Here is an 18,517-nt window from a genome sequence, read left to right as displayed (position 1 = left end):
TTATATGCCTGCATCTTTACTTGCGTTGAAGAAAAAAATAGCTTCAGTTAAACAAACTGGTAAAATTACCGAGGCCATGAGAATGGTTTCGGCTTCAAAGTTAAACCAAACTGAGAAGCGGGACAAAGGCTACACAATCTATAATGATCATGTGCGGCAAACTTTATCGCGTTTGATGAGTGCTGAGGTAGTCAATCACTTGCGTAAAGCGCATGTGGCAATTGATGAAGACAGCATTGGCAAAATTGACTATGAAAATGTCTTTGGTTTAGGGATTGTTTCCGATATGGTCCAGGCACGCAAAAAGATCAACTCTACCGGTTATTTGGTTATTACCGGTGACCGTGGTCTAGTCGGATCTTATAACAGTGCTGTCATTAAAAACATGATGGGTCTGTTTGAGGATTCAAAAACTGAACATAAAGATATTAAAGTCTTAGCTGTTGGGTCAGTAGGTGCTGACTTTTTCAAGAAAAACAATCTCAATGTTGTCTATGAAAATGACAGTATCTCTGATGTACCTACATTTGATGAAGTTTTGCCTATTGTTTCAACTGCGATCAAAATGTATTTGAACGGAGTTTATGATGAGCTGTATGTTTGTTATACCCACCACATTAACTCGTTATCATCTGCATTTCGGGTTGAAAAAATGTTGCCGATCGTTGACATTGATATTGGTGTCAAAGAAGCTGAAGCTCATAAAGACTTAGAATACGATATCGAACCTGATGTTAATGCCGTTTTAACAACACTAATTCCTCAATATGCCCGCTCTACCATTTACGGTGCTATTCTGGATGCTAAAACTGCAGAGCATGCCAGTTCAATGACTGCAATGCAGAGTGCTACGGACAACGTTGATGATTTGGTTTCGAGTTTAACTACTAAATTAAACCGTGCAAGACAAGCAGAAATCACTACTGAAATTACCGAAATTGTCAGTGGTGCTAATGCTTTGAAATAATTAAGAAAAGGAGGTAGATGTTTTGAGTGAAGGTGAAGTTGTTCAAGTAATCGGCCCAGTTGTCGATGTCAAATTCCCGCTTGACAAAAATCTGCCTGATATTGACAATGCTTTGCGCGTCGTTAAGTCGGACGATGAATCTGTTGTTCTGGAAGTTACATTGGAACTTGGCGACGGTATATTAAGAACAATTGCCATGGAATCTACCAATGGCCTTAGACGGGGCATGAAAGTTGAAGACACAGGTGGCCCTATTTCAGTACCTGTTGGTAATGATACTTTGGGTCGCGTCTTCAATGTATTAGGGGAACCTATTGATAATGGCCCTAAATTTGACAAAGATCATGCTCGTGACAGTATTCATAAGAATGCTCCTAAATATGATGAACTAACTACAAGTCAAGAAATTCTTGAAACTGGTATTAAAGTTATTGATTTGCTTGAACCTTATGTTCGCGGCGGCAAAGTTGGATTGTTCGGTGGTGCCGGTGTCGGTAAGACCACGATCATTCAGGAACTGATTCACAACATTGCCCAAGAACATGGTGGTATTTCAGTCTTTACCGGAGTCGGTGAAAGAACTCGTGAAGGTAATGACCTTTACTTTGAAATGAAAGCATCTGGTGTTTTAAGCAAAACAGCCATGGTCTTTGGTCAGATGAATGAGCCGCCTGGTGCCAGAATGCGTGTAGCGCTGACTGGTTTGACTTTGGCTGAATACTTCAGAGACGTTGAAGGCCAAGACGTGTTGCTCTTTATTGATAACATTTTCCGGTTTACTCAGGCTGGTTCCGAAGTTTCCGCTCTGTTAGGACGTATGCCTAGTGCCGTTGGTTATCAGCCAACTTTAGCTACTGAAATGGGGCAGTTGCAGGAAAGAATTACTTCAACTAAGAAGGGTTCTATTACTTCGATTCAGGCGGTTTATGTGCCGGCCGATGACTATACTGACCCGGCTCCAGCTACTACTTTTGCTCACCTTGACGCTACTACCAACTTGGAACGTAGCTTAGTTGAGCAAGGTATATACCCAGCCGTTGACCCCTTGCAATCGACTTCCAGTGCCTTGGACCCAGAAATTGTCGGTCAAGAACATTATGAAGTGGCAACAGGCGTACAGCATATTTTGCAGCGTTACCACGAATTGCAAGATATCATTTCCGTTTTGGGAATGGATGAGTTGTCTGACGAGGAAAAGGTCATTGTTAGCCGTGCTCGTAAGGTACAGTTTTTCTTATCACAAAACTTCTTTGTGGCAGAGCAATTTACTGGTGTGCCTGGTTCTTATGTTCCCATTAAGGAAACAATTAAAGGCTTTAAGATGATTTTGGATGGTCACTTAGATGATCTTCCTGAAGATGCATTCCGTAGTGTAGGCCGAATTGAAGATGTTTTAAAGAAGGCTGAGCAAATGGGTGTAACTCCTAGTGATCCAGAAGCTAAAGCATTATTAGAAAAGTAAGGTGATGTCAAATGGCAGATCCAGAAAAACTTTTTATGGTAAATGTTGTAACTCCAGATGGCCTGATTTTTTCTCATCACTCCAGTATTGTGGAAATGCGGGCCATTGATGGTCAACGTTCAGTGATGTATAATCACTTGCCGATTTTGACTCCACTGGCGATAGGTGAGATTAAAGTCAAAAGAAGCCGCGAAATGAATAATGTTGTCAATCACATTGCTGTTAGCGGTGGCTACTTTGAATTTTCCAATAACGTAGCTACAATAATTGCTGACAGTGCTGAACGAGCTGGCAATATTGATGTATCTCGGGCTAAGGCAGCTAGAGAACGTGCACAAAATGCACTGAAAAAGGCTCAAGCTGCTCATGACCAGCGATCACTTGAGAGGGCACAGGTTGCACTCAGAAGAGCCATCAATCGAATAAGTGTTTACAATTCAGACAATTAGAATTAAAGTTTTAAGCGGATGCACTGCTTTGTGCGTCCGCTTTTATTGTGACTTAAGAAAAGTGAGAAAGAATATGTTTCAACTTGGCGTCCATGCCTTAATTAGTATAGTAATTTATTTAATTACGATCGGCTTGTCCTTTCAGATTATGAAAAGTGTCCACATTGAAAAAATAATTCGTAAAAACAGGGTCTTTGAAGCACAGCTGCTGCTGATTTTTGCTGCGATTGCTCTAGGTTTTCTTGTTGGTAATTTTTTAATCACATTAATTGATACTTCTTTGCAATTAAGTAATTTCTTTTAAGACTTGGTAAAGCGGATAAAGTCGCAAACAAACTTGAAATCTTTATGGTAAAATATACATTGAATATGATGGAGGATTATCGTGGCAAGAGATATAGGAATAGATTTAGGAACAGCAAACGTGCTCATTAATGTTTCCGGCAAGGGAATTGTCTTAAATGAGCCCTCAGTTGTTGCCGTTAATACAAGTACAAATAAAGTAGTAGCTGTTGGGACAGAAGCTTACAAGATGGTGGGGAGAACTCCGGGCAACATCCGTGTAATTCGTCCTTTAAAAAATGGTGTTATTGCCGATTTTGATATTACTGAAGCGATGCTGTCCTACTTTATTGAAAAGCTGAACGTCAAGGGCTTTATGTCCAAGCCAAATATTTTGATTTGTGCTCCTACAGGAGTAACATCAATTGAACAGAAGGCGATTATTCAGGCTGCTGAAAAATCTGGTGGAGGCAAAGTCTACCTTGATTTTGAGCCTAAAGTTGCTGCTGTCGGTGCTGGTCTTGATATTTTTAAACCTCAAGGCAACATCGTAATAGATATTGGCGGTGGTACTACTGATATTGCTGTGCTGTCCATGGGTGAAATTGTTACCAGTCAATCATTGCGCTATGCCGGTGATCATATGAACCAGGCAGTTGTTTCTTATATCAAAAATAAGCATAACTTGCTGATTGGCTCACGCACCGCTGAACAAATTAAAATTGAAATTGGTAGTGCCTTTGAACCAGACAAGGACGAAACAATCACTGTTCGTGGACGTGACGTGGTTGATGGTCTGCCAAAACAGGCTACCGTGACTGCACCTGAAATTCAGGAAGCACTCCACGACGGCTTAATGACTATTATTGCGTCTACTAAAGAAGTTTTAGAAAAAACACCACCTGAGCTTTCAGCGGATATCATTGATCGCGGCATCATGCTCACTGGTGGTGGGGCACTTTTGAAAAATATTGACAAGCTGATTTCATATTACCTTAAAGTGCCGGTACTTACAGCTGATCATCCACTTGAAGCTGTAGCACTTGGTACTGGGATTTTGCTCAAGAACATCGAAAAGCATCAGCGCCACTAATTTTTTGGAGGCTCGATTTGCGAAAAATACTGATTTATTTAGTTAGAATTTACCAGAGATTTATTTCTCCAGCTTTGCCAAAGTCTTGCCGTTATTATCCGACCTGCTCAACTTATATGGTTGATGCATTGACCAAATTTGGGCCGTTTTTAGGACTAATAATGGGAATTTGCCGGATATTGCGTTGCAATCCTTTTGTGCGCGGTGGAGTTGATCCGGTACCAGATAAATTTACAATTTTTCGCAATCCTCATCCAGAACGATATGAAGATGAAATTATAGCGAAAAAGTTTCATCCAAATATAAAGTAGGAGAATTTATGTCAAAAAAACCTGAAAATATTAACGTTGAAATTAATGAAGTAAAGGGTAAAGAAAACCCTACCTGGGAAGTAGTAATTCCTCAGAAAAAATCTATTGGAGTGATTGAAAAAATTGCTGGTCGTTACCGGGCTACAACTGGCAAAACCAATAGTATCTTGTATGCCAAAAGCTTAGAAAGCAGCATTAACGATTTGCTTTCATACTTTGCTTTACATGAAAAATAATAGGTTGTGATAATTAATGGTCAAAATACAAAATAAATCTAGTCTTTTTGATCGCATTGCTTGGAATATTGTTGTCCCTGTGTTGCTGCTGGCAGCAGTGGGCCTTTATTCCATTTATTTTGCGGCGGTTGACGATCCCAGTCACATGGGTAGCCCGGTTAAAGCTGTGGCAATGCAAGGACTTTGGTATATTATTTCGGTGGCCATCGTTGTGTTTGTAATTCAGTTTGATGCTGAGCAACTTTTCCGCATCGCGCCGTATGTTTATGGACTTGGCATCTTGCTCTTGATTGCGGTTTTGTTCTTTTATAATCGTAGTATTGCTGCAGATGCCGGTGCCAAAAGCTGGTTTAAGCTCGGGCCAATTTCTTTTCAGCCATCTGAAGTCATGAAACCAGCCTTTATATTAATGCTGGCGCGGGTCGTGCGTGAACATAACGATAAGTTTGCTCATACTATCAAAAATGACTGGATTTTAATCGGTAAAATGCTAGCTTGGCTGTTACCGATTGCCATACTGTTAAAATTGCAAAATGACTTCGGTACGATGCTGGTCTTCATTGCAATTGTTGGTGGCGTGGTGCTGGTTTCCGGTATTTCCTGGAAGATAATTGCACCAATGTTTGCGGCAGTTTTTGTCTTGGGAGTTGTGGTCATTTACATGGTTACCACGCCCGGAGGACAATCAATTTTAAGTCACTTTTTCCAGCCATACCAGTTCAGACGTATTATGTCTTGGCTGAATCCATCTACTGATACTTCCAAAGCTGCCTATCAATTGTGGCAAAGTATGCAGTCGATTGGTTCTGGACAAATTTTTGGCAATGGCTTTGGCAAGCTGAGTGTTTACGTACCAGTGCGGGGCTCTGACATGGTTTATTCAGTAATTGGTGAATCATTCGGCTTTGTTGGTAGTGTAGCCGTCATTCTGCTTTACTTATACTTAATTGTGCAGATGGTTCGTATCACATTCGATACTAAAAACGCCTTTTATTCTTATGTCTCAACCGGCGTAATTATGATGATACTTTTCCATGTGTTTGAAAACATAGGCATGAGTATTGATCTATTGCCGCTTACAGGTATTCCATTGCCGTTTATTTCTCAGGGTGGTTCAGCCCTAATTGGAAATATGATTGGTATTGGGATGATTTTGTCCATGAAGTTTCATAATAAAGACTACATGTTCAGCCAAGCAGGCGATTTCTAAAAATTTAATAACACACAAAAAAAGCATTTCAGCGATGAAATGCTCTTTTTTACTTGGTTAAGTTTTCGTTTGAACGACAGACTAAGACATCACAATCAGCAGTTCTGGTAACATATTCTGTCACGCTGCCGATTAATATGCGCTCAACAGCGTTCAGGCCTGTAGCTCCTAATACGATTAAATCAATTTGGTGCTTTTTAGGAAATTGGTGGGCAATGATTGCCTTGGGAGCCCCAAATTCAATTGAATAGTGAACTTCCTTGACGCCAGCTTCCGAAGCTTGCTTGTAGTAATTCTGCAATTTTTCCTTAGCATCATTTGATACTTGCTCAACCATCTCTGAATCAAAGCTAGAAACATTTTGGAAAGATCTGGTATCAATGACATGCAGAATTTCCAATGCAGCATCATTCCGTTTAGCAGCAGAGATAGCCTTCTTAAAAGCTAAGTCGGCTTCCTTGGAGCCGTCAACTGCGACTTGAATACGGTGATATTGTTTCATCATTTAAAACACCTCTCTTACCACTATTTTACCAAATTTTAGTGCAATTAATCACCCTTTTGATTAAGTAAAAGACTAAAAATTAAAATCGTGATGCTGCTGAGAGCTAGGGTAATTAAATTAAGATACTTATTTGCCTGAAATACTAAAACTAGACCCAATAAAGTTTCTAAACCCAAGATAATCGCAGTCCAGGACATTATAGAACTGAAGTTAGAAATGTTTTTACTATCATAGATTAAAAAATGACTGTGGCGATTATGCCATAAATAAAAGGCAGTCAAAAGTAATATTGCAAGATATATAGTGATAACAACTTTTATAGCCATAAAATCTCCAAACAAAAAAACGGTCCGCAGACCGTTTCCTAATATTCTCAAGAAATCCGAGTCATCGAAACATAGCAAAACAATGCTTGTTGAACCCGCAGTGTTCAAAAAATGAGATGTATCGCAACGAATGTGGATCCTATCGCAAAAGATAGTCTTCCGATTCGAAAGTTATTTACTATCTCGCATGTCTTATGTTTGACCGGTCAACCTTATACAATTAAGCTATTCGATCGACTCAGATCAATTATTATAGTACTAAGCATCATAACTTTTGTCAAGATAGAAACTAAATATCTGTTTCAACAAAAATAAAATATTTTATTTGTCCAAAATCAGTGCTATATATTTAATGCTATTTTTTTGCTAGCTCTTTGTTATAGTCGCAAAAATTGTACAAATATATTACAAAAGCAAGTTTTTTATTACAAATTTTTCAAGTTAAAAAAATAAATTTGTTATCGAACATTAGAGATTAATTCAAACCAAGCAATTTTTATGTTTTTCCCAGTTAAGAAAAGAAAAATATTTTATTATTTTCCAGATCCCATTTGAATAACGAAATTGCAGTTGTTGCCAAGTGCTTTTTAGCGTTTTAACTTATTCAAAAAAACATAGTTATTAATTTCACTAAATTATTTATACTAATTATTTGTTTCAGAAAAGGAAATAAAAGTCAATTTTTATGTTCTTCATAATGTTATTTTTAGTATAAAAAGTTACAGCTTAATAAAATTTTTAATGTTTATAACGTTTTTTAATTTTTAAAATTTATCCATTTTTATAGTATGGTTATTTATAAATACTATATTTGACTTAGATATTATATTGACAATTGCTATTATCAATCCTAAAATAGTATTCGAACATACTAATCATACATACTTTTTAGGAAGGATAAATATGCTAGGTAAAAATAATTACAATGAAAGATTAAGAAAGATGGAGATGCAGGACAAGCAGGATCATTTCTCAATACGTAAATTGAGTATTGGTGCTGCTTCTGTTTTGTTAGGTTTCACCTTCTTTGGCTTGAATAGCCAAAGCGTAAAAGCCGACACTGTTGAACCTGCACAACAAGTAAGTGAGGAGTCTAATAAGGACAACTCTACTACTGAAACTAAGGAAACAAGTACTAAGGATACAACTAAGGTTGAGGCCACTGCTTCTAAAAAGAGGACAGAAACAGACTTGTCAACTTTTTCAGGCTTGAGTTCGTTCTTAAAAGACTCAAAGGCTAGTGAGGTGAAAGATACTGCAGCTAAGGACAAGGCTGATACTGCTAAAGATAAAGCTCATAAGAATACTGTAGATAAAGATAAGCAGGAAACCACTACAGCTAATTCAACTGGCAATAGTGCAACTACTCCTGTAACCGGATCAGATGAAGGCAATCAAGATACCACTACTGCCAAAACTCCAACTGATATAACTAGTTCAGATGATCACAACTCTGACAATACTAAGTTGCCAACTGATGTAGCTGGTGATACTAATTCAGATAAAGATACTGATACTACTCAAGATTCAAAAGTTAATGAATCTAAGAAATTAGCATTTGATGATACGATTCTTGACGATAAAACTGGTGACACTCCAACTGTTATAAATGGGGTTGCACATGTTTATAATTGGAATCAGCTTGTTTACGCTCTTGATAATAAAGAGTGTTTTGATAAAGATGCACAAAACCCTGATGAGACTAAACGTATTTCTGAAATAGATATCATGAATAATATCGTAGGTGATAAGGTATCAGGTCAGAACGGATTAGACGTATATGGTAGAACTTTATTGATAAAATCTTATGATGCCGATGGTAGTAAGAATAAATACAAAGTAGACTTTAACGGTTGGCACCCCAGAATTAGAAATAATAGTTCCGAAGTTACTAACTTAACGTATAGTAACCTCGAACTTTGGAGCGCCGATTATTGGGGCATTATTATGACTGACCGCAATAGTAGTTCAAATAAGCCTCATGATAATAGTGGAGATAAAGTTGGTGTTTCTAATCTGACATTTGAAAATATTGAATTTCATGGTTCTCAAATGGTTCACTCTGCTTCGGATACTCATATTACGTTTAAAGGAACTAATACTGCTGAAACAATCCATACTCCGTATAAAACTGGGGGAGCAAGCAGTAGCGATAACCAACAACTATTTGAATTTGGAGGTAGTAATAATAGTATCAATTTTGAAGGTGACTTTACTGGTACGACATTTGGTGGTAACGTTATCGAAATGCGGGGCAGTAATTGCAACGTCACAGTCGAAAAAGGCGCAAAAGTAACCTTAAATCCAAGACATAATTCAGACGGCTCATTAGGAAATGATCCAGCAGAAAATACATCTACAGTTCACGCAATATATATTTCAGGTGCCGGAACAGTTGATGTTAAAGGTAAATTAAATATTAACGTCGGAATTGAGAAAGGAGATAACGCATATCAAGGAACACTTGATAGAAATAGAGCTAAAGCCATCAGATTAAATGACTCATCTGCTCAGTTTACTGTTGAAAACGGTGGTTCCGTTAATGTTACAACAAACGGTGATATTTCAGGCAATAATGGTAACAACCTGATTTATGACGGTGGTAATTTTACTGTTAAGCCTAATGGTAAATTAATAATTACTGGTAAACATATGGGTGATTATAGTGGTACTTTGGTTTATATCAATAATGTGGCTGATATTGAAAACGGTACTTTCGAAATCAGACTAGAAGCAGATCCAAACCATCCTTATGATAAAAACGATCCAACTAGTGCTCAAAATAAAGATGCTCAAATCTATGGTGCAGGAACAGGGAAAATAACTCTAGTTGATGCACCAGGAAACTTAATTGTTAATAATCCTTATTCATTAGTCTTGGATTGTCATTTAAATACTGCATCAGGCACAAGTATCATTGGTCAAAATAAGATTACAATAACTAACGTTCGGCAAATATTAACACCACCTGGTGCAACAAAACCAAACGAAAACCTTACTTTGCCTCCTTTCCATGTTTTGCAAGTTCAAAATAGTGGAACAACATCCAATGGTATCAATATGAACGTTCTCAATCTGGAACTATTGAATGGAAAGACAACTTTAGATGATACGACACTAGCTAAACTACTTACTGGAAAAGATGAACATGGTAAGGATATTCCAAATTATTCTGAAATTAAAAAAATATTAGATAATTACAAAGATGTTCAAGCAAAGATACCAGGCTGGCGTAATAAAAAATATGATGATATTTTCAAAGAAGTTATTACTACTGCTTTCTCTGATGCAAAATATCCTGGATACAACAATATCGCTTTTGGACCAGCTAACCCAGATGGTTTCTTAGATATTGATCCTGATTCGGTTCATGTAACATACAATTCTGATGGTTCTAGTACAATTAGTGGACGTGTATTGAATTACAAAGAAGAAACTGATGGTGAAAGTAGTGATGGAATATTTGGTTTAATTCTTCCTGGTGGTACTAAAGCTTATGTTCAGGCATTTATTAAGGACCCGAGCGGAAATGAAAAGGTTTGGACACCTGAATCGAAAATTCCTAGCCCGTATGCAGCAACAGACGATACCTATTCAGATAAATCTCTAAGGCCATTACAGCATGATTTCGCTGCAGAGGTTAAAGAGGATGGTACTTTTGAATTTACTATGCCAAAGGCTGATACAGATGCCCTAAGGAAAAACTATAAGATTACATTATATCCAGATGCTAACTTCGTTCAATATAATCCACTGGCTTTGCAAATAAAAGATACAAACTCACCAGATTATCGTCCAATAATAAAAGATGTTCTGCAAGTTGCTCAAAATACTGCTGCACAAGAAATTCAAAATAAATTAAAGGAAATTCAAAGTGAACAACTTACTTTAACGGATGATGAAAGAACACAACTAAATAATGCAATAGCTGCCGGTGAAGCTGCAATTGCTAAACCAGGTGAAAAAGATACTTCCATTTATGCAAGTGATGTTAACGATATTAAGACAGTTAACGACCGTAAAAATAATGCTTTAAGTAAACTTAAACAAGCTTATGAAAAAGCAAAAGAAGCTTCTGAAAAGGCTAATGCTATTAAGGATACTCAAACAAAAGCAAAAACTAACATTAGTAATGCTGCACAAGAAGCAAGAGGTCGTGTGAATAGGTCAGGCTTAACTGAATCGGAACAAGCACAATACATTGACGCCATTAATAGCGCTGAGAATGTTGCTCTGCAAAATCCTTCGACTAACAAGAATTCAATTTATAATCCTGACAATTCAGCAACTGCCATTACAAATATTCAACAAGCATTTAATGACCTAGTTAATAGAGAAGCAGCAAAAGCCGAAGTAGCTGGTTATACTGAAAAGGGAAAGAATGCTTTAGGCATTTCTTCACCAGATGATGTTATTGATCCAGCTTTGTCTGCTCAACTTAAGGCTATTGACAATGCTACTGATATAGATGCTACTGAACAGCATGCTAAGGATGATATATTAGGCAAACTAAAGGCTTCAGCTAAAGCTAAAGTTGAAAATGATGCTAAAGCTGCCAGGGGTGGTCTTGGAGTTGAATCCAACACAGACATTGATAAAGCCGTTAAAGCTGCTGAAGATGCTATTGATAGTCACACTGATTTTGATGATATCAAGAACGATATGACTAATGGTCAGACCAATGTCCTAAACAACTATAAGACGGCTGCTAAGAAACAGCTTACTGATATTGCTAAGACCGATAAAGGAGCACTTGGTGTAGAATCTGACTCTAATATTGACCAAGCTCTTGATAATGCAAGCAGTCTAATTGGTCAGTCAAGTTCCATTAAAATGGTTACCGACAACTTAAGTGATGGTAAGACAAAAATAGGGAACAATTTCAAGGACTCTGCTAAGAATCAAGTTCAAGATTATGCTGATGAAGCTAAGAGTAACCTTGGTGTTGATTCAGATGCTGGTATTGATGATGCTGCTAAGGCGGCTAAAGATGCTATAGCTGGTCACACCGCAGCAAGCGACATTGGTACTGATATTACTAACGGAAAGGAAGCTATTTTAGCTGCTTACAAGGAATCTGCTAAGAAACAACTTGATCAAGCTGAAAAAGATGTTGAAAGTAAACTTGAAAAAGTTAAGGGCTTAACTGCTAATGATATTGAAAAAGCTAAGCAAGCAGCTAAGGATTTACTAACTAATGACAACAAGACTGGTTACAAGGACCAGATTGATGATCCTAAGACTAACACTCTTGAAGATGTCAATACTGCCACTAAAGATGGTATCGACGCTTTAAACAACTTACTGATAAATAAGTCTTCACTTGGTAACAAGAACGATGCTATCAACGCTATTAATCAGGCAAGAGACAATGCTATCAAAGAGATTAATGATAAAACCAAATATCCTAACTTATCTGATGAGGATAGAAACTCATTAATTAACACTATTAAAGACGATGCTACTGAGGGTGTTGACAATGTCAATAAAGATACTGACCCTGCTAAGATCACAGCTGATAAACAGGCAGCAATTGACAAGATTAATAGTGTTAAGGCCACTGCTTCAAGCAAAGATTTAGCAGGTCTTAATAAGGAGAAGAGCTCTCAACTTAAAGCATTGCAAGATGCAGCTACAAATGCTAAGGATGCTATTGACCAGATTGATGACAAGTACCTCAGCCCAAGTAACAAGCAATACTACAAAGATTTGATTGATAAGCATGCTGCTTCCGCAACTAATGCCATCAACTCAGCAAGTAACAAAGATGATATTGATACTGCTGAAAAAGACGGTGAAAGCAACATCAACGGTGACCTTGTTTTAGGCCAAGTTACAGCTGCTAAAGCACAAGCAATTGCAGAATTGAATAAGGCAAAGACTGATGACAAGGGAATTGTTAATGAAGCTCATAAGAATGGTACACTTCCTGACGATGACTGGGAAAAAGCTCTTGATGCTATTGATAATGCCTACACCACTGCAATAACTGCTGTATCTAATGACCATACTCCAGCAGATGTTGTTACTGACAAGAACACTGGTATCAATGCTATGAATGCAGTTGCTGACAGCGTTTCTCAAGATAAAGACAAAGCAAAATTAGCAGCAGATAAGAATAAAGCGATCGCAGATTTGGAAGATCAAGCTCAAGCTCTGCATGACCATATTCAAGCAGATCCTAACTTGTCTAACACTGAAAAGAATAACTACTATGACCAGATTTCTTCTACTTTAAATAATGCTAAGCAAGCTGTTAGCGCTGCTGATAAGAATACTGTTAACTCAGCTCACAATGCAGGTATTGAAGACTTAAACGACATTAGAAATAATGCTGACTTACAATCCGCTAGAGATAAAGCTCTAACTGACTTACAACATGAATTCAATACAGATAATGCAGCTATTGACGGCTTAGGCAATATCAGTACCGCTGGTAAAGCTGGTATTAAGACTGACCTGCAAAATGCATATAACGATGCTGTCAAGAAAGTTAAAGACCCAACTTCTAATACTGTTGCTAAGATTAATTCTCAAAGTGATGCCGGGATTACCAATATGGAGAATATCCTGGGCAAAGCAAAGGGCTTAGACAAGACAATATCAGACGATAAGCAAAAGTTAAATGACTATGCTCAAAAAGCAATTGACCGTATCAATAGTTCAACTATGTCAGATGCTGACAAGAGTGCAGCCACTACAAATATTCAAAAAGCTCGTGATGATGCTCAAGCATTAGTTGGCCAGCAACTTACAGTTGAAGATGCTAATAAAGCTGAAAAAGACGGTGAAACCAGTATCTTACAAGCCGAAGCTAAGGCTAATAAAGCTGATATGGACAATGCCAAAGGAGAAGCAAAGGCCAAAATTAATGGTGCCAGAGACAAAGCTTTACAGAACTTAAAGGATGCATATGATACTTTAACTGACGATGAAAAGAAGCAAGCTAAGGATGCATACGATAAAGCTGTTAAAGATATTCCGGCACTTGCTGAACAAGCTGAGTCTGCAATTGATAATGCCTATGACAAAGGTGCTATCAGTGACTTAACCAACGATGCCATCAATTCAATTAACTCAGCTGGTGACACGGCTAACGTAGCAATAACCAAAGTCGTCGCTGTTCAAGCTGTTAAGGATGCCGCTCAAGCCGCTAAGGATAAATTGACCAACAAGAGAGACAAAGACGGTGTTGATGATGTTGCTAACTTGGGAATTGCGGATATTAATGCGGCAACTACCAGTTCAACAGTACTTGACATCAAAGATAATGCTCTTAACAGCATTAAGAACATCAAAGATTCTGGTACTGGTGATACAGATAAAGATAATGCTCTCTGGGATAAAAAGAATGCTGCTAATAAGGAACTTGCTCAAGAACTTGCCGATATTGACTCTGCTATTGACAAACTGACTGATCTAACTTCTGATCAAAAGAAGCAATTTAAAGATCAAGCTCAAGCTGCTCACGATAGAGCACATATCAGAATTGAAGGTGCTACTGAAGATCAAATCAATTCTGAAAAAGTCACTGGCAAGAATAATATTGATAAAGCTCTTTCAGATGCGAAACTACAAGTTGCTAAGAATGTTGCTAAAGCAGACGTTGACAAGACTGCCGATGATGCCATTGATCAAGTTAATAAAGACAATACTATTAGTAAAGATGATAAAGATAATATTATTATTAATATCAACAAAGATCGTGACAATACTAAAGACAAGATTGATCATGCCGAAACGCCTGACGATATCAACAATGCTCAACAAAATGGTAAAGATGATATCAATAAAGAAATCAATCATCACGGTGACAACGGTGACAATGGTACAGATACTGATAAAGAGATAGCTAAAGACAAGCAAACTGCTAAAGACAAAATTCAGACTGCTGCCGATAAGATCAACGATCGTATAGATAAAGATGAAAAAGATGGTAAGTTAAATCACGATCAAGCCAAAGCTCTTAAGGATAAGGTAACAGAGGCTGTTGATAAAGCCAAAGGAGCTATTTCCCAAGCTGGAGATCCAACTACTATTAACAAAGCCCAAAATGATGGTAATAATGCTTTAAACGAAATCACTTCAGATGTAGAAAAGACGGAAGCCGTTAACAAGGCTTTGGGCAAGCTAACAGATGCAGTTAACGTAGCTAATGGAAAAGCTGACGAACTAAGCAAGAATGATAAAGATCTTGCTAAACAAATGAAGGACGCAATCGAAAAAGAGCGTGCTAAAGCAGCTAAGAACATTCAAAATGCTCAAAATGATGCTAAAGATCCAATAAAAGCAATTGAAAATGCTGCGCAAGACGGTGTCAACGCTATTACCGGTCTGACTGATAATTACGGCAATAAGGTTGACCACATCAAGACTTTGAAGGATGCTGCTAATAAAGCTAAGGATGACCTTAACAAACTTAAGACGGATGAAAATGGCAATGATGTCCTTGATGAAAACGAACTTGCTCAAGGTGAAACTGATATCGACAATGCAGTTCAAAATGGAATTAGCAATATTTATCAAGCATCTGCTGACGATGATCTAGATAAAATTGAAAAGGATGCCGAACACGCTGTTGAATTAGCTAAATTACCAACTAAGCTTCTTGCAGAAAAGAACAAACAGATTGATGCTATCAACAAGTATGCTACTGCTGCTGAAAGTGATATTGATAAATTTGCTCAAACCGATCAGAATAAGGATGGTCTACCAGCTGACACTATCGCAGAACTTAAGGCGCAAGTTGAAGCTGCCAAGAAAAAGGCTATTTCTAAGATTAATGGTGTTACTTTAGCTGAAGGCGCAAGCCAAGATAACTTTGACAAAGCTAAGGACAAGGTTGATAAGGCTGAAAAAGGTGTTGCTGAAAGTAACGAAACAGTTGACTTTGGTGAAGCTGGAATTGACAAAGTTACGAAACTTGCTCAGCAAAAAGCCGATATTATTAAGGCTAAGAATGACGCAATTGCTGAACTTGAGCAGAAAGAGAAAGATGCCAATAACGATATCGAAAACTCTGGCATGTCTCCTGCTGATCAAGGACCTTTGAAGGATCAAGTACAAAAGCTCGTTGATAAAGCTAAGGATCAGATTATTAATATCTCTGACACAGATGATAACGGTAATGTTAAGACTCCTGAGCAGGTAAAAGAAGAAGCTGAAACAATTATTAACAATACTGTTGATGGCTTTAAAGATCAAGACAATGATGGTAAAGAAGTACCAGGAATTAACAATATTGTCGATAACGCTAAACTTAAGGGTGCTCAGACAACAGCTGAAACCATACTTAATGATAAACGTGCTCAAGCTCATGATATTATTAAGGGCTCACAGTTAACTGCAGATCAGAAGCAAAAAGCCACTGAAGCAATTGATAAGGCCTTTACCGATGAGAAGTCTGAAATTGATGGTAAGACTAACATTAAGGATGTTCCAACTAATAAGGACGAGATTGGTAAAGCAATCAATGATATCTGCACTAAACCTAGTGAATGGTTCGATGATGAACAAAAGAATGCTTTGTCAGGTAAAGACGATGTAGCTGGTTTACAAGCTGGTCTTAATAAATTAACCTCTGGTCAAAAGGCTGATCCTGATTACAAAGACTACCTCGACGATATTAATAATGCTATTGCAGCAATTAATAAAGCTGAGAACATTAAGGATGCAAGTTCAGCTTACGACAAGGGTATGACTTCTCTTAATAAGTTGAATGCTCTTCAAAAAGTTAAGAACGAAGCTAATACGGCTAAAGATAAGATTGATAAGAATGATAAGTTGGATGAAAATACCAAGGATCGTCTAAAGGGTGACGTTGATAAGGTTGTTGAAGACACCAAGGACAAGCTCAACCAGATCGATTCTTCTAATGGTACAGCCGCATCTAACCAAGATAAGATTGATCAGATTAACAAAGATGCTCATAATGATATCAATGTTGTAATTAATGATGCTGATGCTGAAAGTGATCCGAATGTTTCTCACGCTAACAGCGAAATTTCCCAGAACCATAGTGATGCGGTAGATACGATTCACAATGAGTTTGGTGATGACAGCAAGACGCCTAAGACTGATGATGCTTATGAAAAGAACAAGCATGTTCATAGTTCATCGCAAGATGGTATCAACTCTGATAAGACCAACGCTGATAAGGAAATTTCTAAAGGCGCAATTGACGATGCAGTTGATATTGCTAAAGATAAAGTCAACCATCTGAAGCATGACGACGGCACTGATTACACTGATGCTGATAAGAATAAGATTAATGAGCAGATTGATAAGGACGCTAAAGATGCCAAGGATAAGATCGATAAAGCTGAGAATGTAACTGATATTGATAATATTCGTGATAATGGCATCCACCAAATCCACCAAGATTGCTCTGACACTTCTACAATCGATAAGATTCTTCATGGTGATAACAACAATAATGGTGGTGGAATAGCTACTCCAATTCAACCAGTAATACCAGCAAAGAACCCAACTGTAGACAACACTTCTAACACGAATAAGGATGATGGTGGAAAAGGTGTTATTGGCGACCCTTCAGATGTAACTCTGATGCACAATGCTTACCTCTATGATGAAACTGGTAAACGTGCTAACAAGATTACTCTTGGAGCTGGTTCAGTCTTGACTACTTATGGTACTAAGACCATCAATGGTAAAGTCTACTACATCCTTGTTGATAAAGGTGCTAAGAACAAGGTCTACTATGTTGCTGCTGGTAACATTGATCACTCAACTCGTAAGCTGAAGCATAATGCATATATTTACAATCAATTTGGCAAACGGGTAAAGAAGACTGGTGTATACAAGAAGGGCAAACTAATTAAGACCTTTGGTGCAGTTGTCAAGATTCGTGGCAAGAAGTACTTCATCATTGGCAAGAATCGCTTTGTTAAAGCTGCTAATTTTGCTAAAGGTGTCGTAGCTGTAGGTACTGCAAAGGCTGAAGTAGTTCCAACCAGTGCAGTTGCTGAAAAGCCTCAAGTTACTGTTGAAAAGACTTTGATGCACAATGCTTACCTCTATGATAAGAATGGTAACCGTGCTAACAAGTTGATCTTCCAAGCAGGTTCTCAAGTTGGAACTGTTGGTAAGAAGACAGTCAACGGTAAGGTTTGCTACGAACTTCCAGATGGTATGTTTATTGCAGCCGGCAATATCGATGCCAAGAAGTTGAAGTTAAAGCACAATGCCTATGTTTACAACCAATATGGTCATCGTGCAAACAAGAAAGTATTGAAGAAACGTAAGTCAGTTAAGACTTATGGTAATTCAGTCAAGATAAACGGCAAGAGATATTTCATTATTTCAAAAGGACGTTTCGTTAAAAAAGCTAACTTTTAAATTGAAATAGCTTAAATAAAGTGCCGGAAAATGTTATTTCTAACATTTTCCGGCACTTTTTTTGCGCTTTTTTAAAACTCATAGTATATAACTATTCTTTTATATAGTGTTTTTTCAAATATTAAAATTAATCCCACAAATCAAGTTAGTATAAGGTTTATAAAAATATTCATATATAGTAAAAAGTGTTTTAACTACTGTATAGTATATAAAAATATATGAAAAGATTAATTATTGGAAATATTTCTTATATACATAAATATTCAAAAATTATTGTTTTTTTAAAACTTATTAATGTTATTTTATATCCTAATTAAA

Annotated in this window: 11 protein-coding genes; 9 read left to right on the top strand and 2 right to left on the bottom strand. The window is 37.4% G+C overall.

Annotation, left to right across the window (positions count from 1 at the left end; all coding sequences use genetic code 11):
- The first annotated feature begins 4 nt into the window (after nt 1-4).
- The 8 genes from AAA926_RS02400 to AAA926_RS02365 all read left to right on the top strand — a co-directional run bounded on the left by AAA926_RS02400 (nt 5) and on the right by AAA926_RS02365 (nt 6,010).
- Nucleotides 5-967, top strand: a complete 963-nt coding sequence (locus tag AAA926_RS02400; RefSeq protein ID WP_198179416.1) for a F0F1 ATP synthase subunit gamma — start codon at nt 5-7, stop codon at nt 965-967.
- 22 nt (nt 968-989) lie between these two features.
- Nucleotides 990-2,429, top strand: a complete 1,440-nt coding sequence (gene atpD, locus AAA926_RS02395; RefSeq protein ID WP_046331978.1) for a F0F1 ATP synthase subunit beta — start codon at nt 990-992, stop codon at nt 2,427-2,429.
- Between the two features lie 11 nt (nt 2,430-2,440).
- On the top strand, nt 2,441-2,878 hold the full coding sequence (locus AAA926_RS02390; protein ID WP_046331979.1) for a F0F1 ATP synthase subunit epsilon: 438 nt from the start codon (nt 2,441-2,443) through the stop codon (nt 2,876-2,878).
- Between the two features lie 73 nt (nt 2,879-2,951).
- Entirely contained in the window at nt 2,952-3,182 is a 231-nt protein-coding gene (locus tag AAA926_RS02385; protein WP_198179414.1) for a DUF1146 family protein, read from the top strand.
- Between the two features lie 81 nt (nt 3,183-3,263).
- Complete coding sequence (locus tag AAA926_RS02380) at nt 3,264-4,253, top strand: rod shape-determining protein (RefSeq protein ID WP_045927967.1); 990 nt, start codon at nt 3,264-3,266, stop codon at nt 4,251-4,253.
- A 17-nt stretch (nt 4,254-4,270) separates the two neighbouring features.
- Nucleotides 4,271-4,564, top strand: coding sequence for a membrane protein insertion efficiency factor YidD (gene yidD / locus AAA926_RS02375; protein WP_046331981.1), 294 nt, complete (start codon nt 4,271-4,273; stop codon nt 4,562-4,564).
- Nucleotides 4,565-4,572: 8 nt separating this feature from the next.
- A complete protein-coding gene (locus AAA926_RS02370; RefSeq protein WP_046331982.1) occupies nt 4,573-4,800 on the top strand; it encodes a DUF2969 domain-containing protein in 228 nt (75 codons plus the stop codon).
- Between the two features lie 16 nt (nt 4,801-4,816).
- On the top strand, nt 4,817-6,010 hold the full coding sequence (locus tag AAA926_RS02365) for an FtsW/RodA/SpoVE family cell cycle protein (protein ID WP_198179412.1): 1,194 nt from the start codon (nt 4,817-4,819) through the stop codon (nt 6,008-6,010).
- A gap of 49 nt (nt 6,011-6,059) precedes the next feature.
- On the opposite strand, the gene AAA926_RS02360 is transcribed toward AAA926_RS02365, so the two are convergent.
- Both AAA926_RS02360 and AAA926_RS02355 read right to left on the bottom strand, forming a co-directional pair.
- The gene (locus AAA926_RS02360; RefSeq protein WP_198179410.1) at nt 6,060-6,515 is read right to left on the bottom strand and encodes a universal stress protein; all 456 of its coding nucleotides are present in this window, start codon (nt 6,513-6,515) and stop codon (nt 6,060-6,062) included.
- Nucleotides 6,516-6,559: 44 nt separating this feature from the next.
- Nucleotides 6,560-6,841 (bottom strand): hypothetical protein, encoded by a 282-nt coding sequence (locus tag AAA926_RS02355; RefSeq protein ID WP_046331989.1) that lies wholly within the window; start codon nt 6,839-6,841, stop codon nt 6,560-6,562.
- Nucleotides 6,842-7,744: 903 nt separating this feature from the next.
- On the opposite strand from AAA926_RS02355, the gene AAA926_RS09850 reads away from it, so the two are divergent.
- The gene (locus AAA926_RS09850) at nt 7,745-18,199 is read left to right on the top strand and encodes an SLAP domain-containing protein (protein ID WP_198179408.1); all 10,455 of its coding nucleotides are present in this window, start codon (nt 7,745-7,747) and stop codon (nt 18,197-18,199) included.
- The last annotated feature ends 318 nt before the right edge of the window (nt 18,200-18,517 follow it).

The sequence above is a fragment of the Lactobacillus juensis genome (assembly GCF_036246285.1).
In the GTDB taxonomy this organism is placed as follows: Bacteria; Bacillota; Bacilli; order Lactobacillales; family Lactobacillaceae; genus Lactobacillus; species Lactobacillus juensis.
The sequence above is the reverse complement of the archived record's forward strand: the minus strand, read 5'-3'. Positions and strand labels throughout refer to the sequence as shown.

Excerpts from the sequence above, each read along its gene's own strand:
- AAA926_RS02400 (WP_198179416.1), top strand. The coding sequence starts at position 5 with ATGCCTGCATCTTTACTTGCGTTGAAGAAAAAAATAGCTTCAGTTAAA.
- AAA926_RS02390 (WP_046331979.1), top strand. The coding sequence starts at position 2,441 with ATGGCAGATCCAGAAAAACTTTTTATGGTAAATGTTGTAACTCCAGAT.
- AAA926_RS02385 (WP_198179414.1), top strand. The coding sequence starts at position 2,952 with ATGTTTCAACTTGGCGTCCATGCCTTAATTAGTATAGTAATTTATTTA.
- AAA926_RS02370 (WP_046331982.1), top strand. The coding sequence starts at position 4,573 with ATGTCAAAAAAACCTGAAAATATTAACGTTGAAATTAATGAAGTAAAG.
- AAA926_RS02365 (WP_198179412.1), top strand. The coding sequence starts at position 4,817 with ATGGTCAAAATACAAAATAAATCTAGTCTTTTTGATCGCATTGCTTGG.
- AAA926_RS02360 (WP_198179410.1), bottom strand. The coding sequence starts at position 6,515 with ATGATGAAACAATATCACCGTATTCAAGTCGCAGTTGACGGCTCCAAG.
- AAA926_RS02355 (WP_046331989.1), bottom strand. The coding sequence starts at position 6,841 with ATGGCTATAAAAGTTGTTATCACTATATATCTTGCAATATTACTTTTG.
- AAA926_RS09850 (WP_198179408.1), top strand. The coding sequence starts at position 7,745 with ATGCTAGGTAAAAATAATTACAATGAAAGATTAAGAAAGATGGAGATG.